The organism is Arthrobacter sp. TB 26, from assembly GCF_000427315.1.
GTDB lineage: Bacteria > Actinomycetota > Actinomycetes > Actinomycetales > Micrococcaceae > Arthrobacter.
The window spans coordinates 19276-23255 of sequence record NZ_AUPJ01000162.1; the positions used below are offsets into that span (position 1 = coordinate 19276).

General features: G+C 64.1%; 3 protein-coding genes. All 3 read right to left on the reverse strand.

Features of this window, described 5'->3' with window-relative positions:
• Positions 1-79: 79 nt before the first annotated feature.
• Positions 80-1108: a TerC family protein gene (locus K789_RS0105545; protein ID WP_024365895.1), complete on the reverse strand. Its 1029-nt coding sequence runs from the start codon at positions 1106-1108 to the stop codon at positions 80-82.
• 177 nt (positions 1109-1285) lie between these two features.
• Positions 1286-3367 carry an excinuclease ABC subunit UvrB gene (gene uvrB / locus K789_RS0105550; RefSeq protein ID WP_024365896.1) on the reverse strand — a complete coding sequence of 694 codons (2082 nt, stop codon included), beginning with the start codon at positions 3365-3367 and terminating at the stop codon, positions 1286-1288.
• A gap of 40 nt (positions 3368-3407) precedes the next feature.
• Positions 3408-3980: GrpB family protein (locus tag K789_RS0105555; RefSeq protein WP_024365897.1), on the reverse strand; the 573-nt coding region annotated here is incomplete at its 5' end.

Genomic DNA, 3980 nt, shown 5'->3' on the forward strand with positions numbered 1-3980 from the left:
CCGTGCCGTTTACTGCCGCAGCGGCGTGTAGTGCTGCAACGTCAAATGTACGCGGTCCCGGCTCAGCCGAACCGTGAAGCTACTCCGCGTCGCTCAGGCTCTTCCGGGAGTCCTCTTCGAGCCGGGCGTCCAGCTTCGACTTCGAGGCCTTGGAGCTGATCAGGCTGGCTACGACGGCGACGATGATGGTCCCGATGATCACCGCGAGGGAGACATATGTCGGGATCTCCGGCGCCCACTCGATGTGCTGGCCGCCGTTGATGAAGGGGAGTTCGTTGACGTGCATGGCGTGCAGGATCAGCTTTACGCCGATGAACGCCAGGATCACGGACAGGGCGTGCTTGAGGTAGATCAGGCGGTTCATCAGCCCGCCGAGCAGGAAGTAGAGCTGGCGCAGGCCCATCAGGGCGAAGATGTTGGCGGTGAAGACGATGAAGGCGCTCTGGGTGAGGCCGAAGATGGCCGGGATGGAGTCCACCGCAAAAAGCAGGTCGGTCATGCCGATGGTCACGAAGACAATGAGCATCGGGGTGAAGACCTTCTTGCCGTCCACGACGGTGCGCAGCTTGCCGCCGTCGAACTTCTCCGACATCGGCAGGACCTTGCGGATCCGGGCGATGAGCGGGTTTTCCTTGTCTTCCTCGTCTTCGCCCTCGTCCTGGGACTGCTTCCAGGCCGTCCAGAGCAGGAAGGCCCCGAAGATGTAGAAGACCCAGCTGAACTGTTCGATCACGATCGCGCCGAGCAGGATGAAGATGCCGCGCAGGATCAGGGCGATGATGATGCCCACCATGAGCACTTCCTGCTGGTACTTACGGGGTACCGAGAAGCGGGCCATGATGATGATGAAGACGAACAGGTTGTCGATGCTGAGGCTGTACTCGGTCACCCAGCCTGCGATGAACTGCCCGCCGTACTCGGGGCCGGTGAAGGCGAACATGGCTCCGGCAAAGACCAGCGCGAGGGCAATATAAAACGAAACCCACAGGCCGGCTTCCTTCATGGAGGGCTCATGCGGACGTTTCAGGACCAGCAACAGGTCAATGGCAAGGATGATGCCGAGGACGACAAAGGAGCCGATCTCAAACCAGACGGGAAGTTCGGGCACGAAGATACCTTTCGCAGGGTGTGACTGTGCGGTGTAAGTCTCTCCGACTGGCCTGAATGTCCGGTACCGCGTACCTGGTACTTTCTGGCTGCCCGCTACGCCCGGCAGGGCATCTGTGCCATGCGTGTTGACGATCGTAGCGCTTGGGATACTCCCCTACGTGCGACCAACATTACCCTAGGCGTGCCCGGCGGACTGCATCTGGCGCAACTCCTTCTTGAGCTCCCCCACCTCGTCACGGAGCCGTGCGGCGAGCTCGAACTTGAGCTCTCCGGCCGCGGCATGCATCTGTTCGGTGAGTTGCTCGATAAGGCCGACAAGATCCTCGGCCGGTGCTGCCGCCAGGCCGTCCGCCCGCACCTTTGCCGAGCCTTTGCCCTTGCCGCGCGCCTTGCCGGCGTTGGCGAGGAGCTCGCGGGTGTCGGCGTCCTCCTTCGCGATCTGGTCCGTGATGTCGGCGATCTTCTTCCGCAGCGGCTGCGGGTCGACCCCGTTTTCGGTGTTGTACGCGACCTGGATCGCGCGGCGGCGGTTGGTCTCGTCAATGGCCTTCGCCATCGAGTCGGTGATCCGGTCCGCGTACATGTGCACCTCGCCCGAGACGTTGCGGGCGGCACGGCCGATGGTCTGGATCAGTGACGTCGCCGAGCGCAGGAAGCCTTCCTTGTCCGCATCCAGGATGCTGACCAGCGATACCTCGGGCAGGTCCAGGCCTTCACGGAGCAGGTTGATGCCGACCAGCACGTCGAAGACGCCCATCCGGAGCTCGCGGAGCAGCTCCACCCGGCGCAGCGTGTCCACGTCCGAGTGCAGGTATTCGACCTTGACTCCGTGCCCCAGCAGATAGTCGGTGAGGTCCTCGGCCATCCGCTTGGTCAGGGTGGTGACCAGGATGCGCTCGTTCTTTGCTGTGCGGGTCCTGATCTCGCCGAGCAGGTCATCGATCTGGCCCTTCGTGGGCTTCACGATCACCTCGGGGTCAATGAGCCCGGTCGGCCGGATGATCTGCTGGACGTAGCCGTCGGCCTTGCCGAGCTCGTACTTGCCCGGGGTGGCGGACAGGTACACCGTCTGGCCCACCCGTTCCTGGAACTCGTCCCACTTGAGCGGGCGGTTGTCCATCGCCGAGGGCAGCCGAAAGCCGTGATCCACCAGGTTCCGCTTGCGGGACATGTCGCCCTCGTACATGGCGCCGATCTGCGGCACGGTGACATGGGACTCGTCGATCACCAGGAGGAAATCATCCGGGAAGTAGTCGATGAGGCAGTGCGGGGCAGTTCCGCGGGCGCGTCCGTCAATGTGCGAGGAGTAGTTTTCAATGCCGTTGCAGAAGCCCATCTGCTGCATCATCTCGAGATCGTAGGTGGTGCGCATCCGCAGCCGCTGCGCCTCGACGAGCTTGTTCTGGCTCTCCAGGACCTGAAGGCGCTCGGCGAGCTCGTCTTCAATCCGCTTGATGGCCCGGCCCATCCGCTCCGGTCCGGCGACGTAGTGCGAGGCCGGGAAGACGTACATCTCGGTCTCATCCCGGATGATCTCCCCGGTGAGCGGGTGCAGGGTGTAGATGTTCTCGATCTCGTCGCCGAAGAACTCGACCCGGATCGCCAGCTCCTCATACATCGGGATGATTTCGACGGTGTCGCCGCGGACCCGGAAGGTGCCGCGGTGGAAGTCCATGTCATTGCGGGAGTACTGCATGGAGACGAATTTGCGGAGCAGGTCGTCACGGTTCATCTCCGCACCCTTGCGGAGCGTCACCATGCCGGCGATGTACTCCTCCGGCGTGCCCAGGCCGTAGATGCAGGACACCGTGGCAACCACAATCACGTCCCGGCGGGTCAGCAGCGCGTTGGTGGCGGAGTGCCGGAGCCGCTCGACTTCCTCGTTGACGGAGGAGTCCTTCTCGATGAAGGTATCTGTCTGCGCCACGTAGGCCTCGGGCTGGTAGTAGTCGTAGTAGGAGACGAAGTACTCCACCGCGTTGTTGGGGAGCAGTTCGCGGAATTCGTTGACGAGCTGCGCCGCGAGAGTCTTGTTTTGCACCATCACGAGGGTGGGCCGCTGGACCTGCTCGATCAGCCACGCCGTCGTCGCGCTCTTGCCGGTGCCCGTGGCGCCGAGCAGCACCACATCCTTCTCGCCGTTCTTGATGCGCTCGGTCAGTTCCGCGATGGCCGCCGGCTGGTCTCCCGCCGGTTTGAACTCGCTGATGACCTCGAAGGGTGCCACGACACGGTTGATCTGCTGGGCAAGACTCATGTATCTAATCTACCGCCGGCCTCCGACGCTATGTCCTGATTCAGCTTTGGGCGGTACCGGGGGTGGTATCGTCCGGCTCCGTCCCGGGCAGGCTCGCCGGTCCCGGGGCGGTGTACGACGGCGGTTCCCAGCCGGTGCGCTGCACCCACGCTTCCATCCGCGCCGCGGCGTGACTGGTGAACCAGGCTTCCTTGTCGGCGGCGTAGCCCGCAGTGGATTTGTCGACACCGTGCAGCCTGGCGACCCGGCGCTTCTCGGCGAGGTAGTCAGCCCGGGCGTCCGCGTCGTCGCGCAGCCAGTCCCGGAAGCAGAGCGCGAACTGCCAGCCCGGGGATCCCACGGTCCGGACGTGGAGGTTAACCGCCCGCCCGGGGTCCGCGTTGCCGTGCAGCCGCTTTCGCCAGTCCGCCGGGTCGGGGTGCGAGGGCTTGGGGTTGTCGGCGACGATGCCGGGCCAGACGGGGAACCCGGCGTCCGCCAGCATCGGTGCGATCCGGTCGGCGGCGGCCATGTCCTCGACACCGAGCTGGAGGTCAAGAACGTCCTTCGCGGCAAGTCCTGGCACGGCAGTGGAACCGACATGGTCAAGGGCCAGGATGTCCGGCGCTGCGGC